This window comes from Falsiroseomonas oryziterrae (assembly GCF_021864505.1).
GTDB classification, from domain to species: domain Bacteria; phylum Pseudomonadota; class Alphaproteobacteria; order Acetobacterales; family Acetobacteraceae; genus Falsiroseomonas; species Falsiroseomonas oryziterrae.
On sequence record NZ_JAKJIB010000722.1, the window covers coordinates 1 to 540 of the forward strand.

General features: G+C 77.2%; 1 protein-coding gene. It reads left to right on the forward strand.

The annotated features are described in order from the left end of the window. Window positions 1-540, forward strand: a 540-nt coding sequence (locus L2I40_RS24340; RefSeq protein WP_272911022.1) for an NAD(P)H-hydrate epimerase, incomplete at both ends; no start/stop codon positions are given.

Below are 540 nucleotides of genomic sequence, written 5' to 3' on the forward strand. Positions count from 1 at the left end.
GGCCGGGCAGCGATGCGGCGCTGGCGGCAGCGCGCTGGCGTGGCCCCGTCGTCGCCTTCGCCGTTGAGGAGGCGGCGCGGGCGGGGCTCGTGATCGACGCGCTGTATGGCGCAGGGCTGTCGAAGCCGGTGGAGGGTCTCGCAGCCGATGTGCTGGCAGCGCTGCGTGCGCCGGTGGTGGCGGTGGACGTGCCCTCGGGCGTGGACGGCGCGACGGGAGCGGTGCGCGGCGTGGCGCCGCAGGCCGCGCTGACGGTCACCTTCTTCCGCCGCAAGCCGGGACACCTGCTGTTCCCGGGGCGCGGCCTGTGCGGCGAGACGCTTCTGGCGGAGATCGGGCTGCCGGCTTCGGTGCTGCACGGCATCGCGCCGCGCACCTGGCGCAACGGGCCGTGGCTGTGGCGCATCCCGCGCCCGGATGCAGCGAGCCACAAATATGCGCGCGGGCACGTCGCCGTCGTCGCCGGCGCGGGCATGACCGGCGCGGCGCGCCTCGTCGCGGCGGGCGCACGGCGCGCCGGCGCGGGGCTTCTCACCGTCG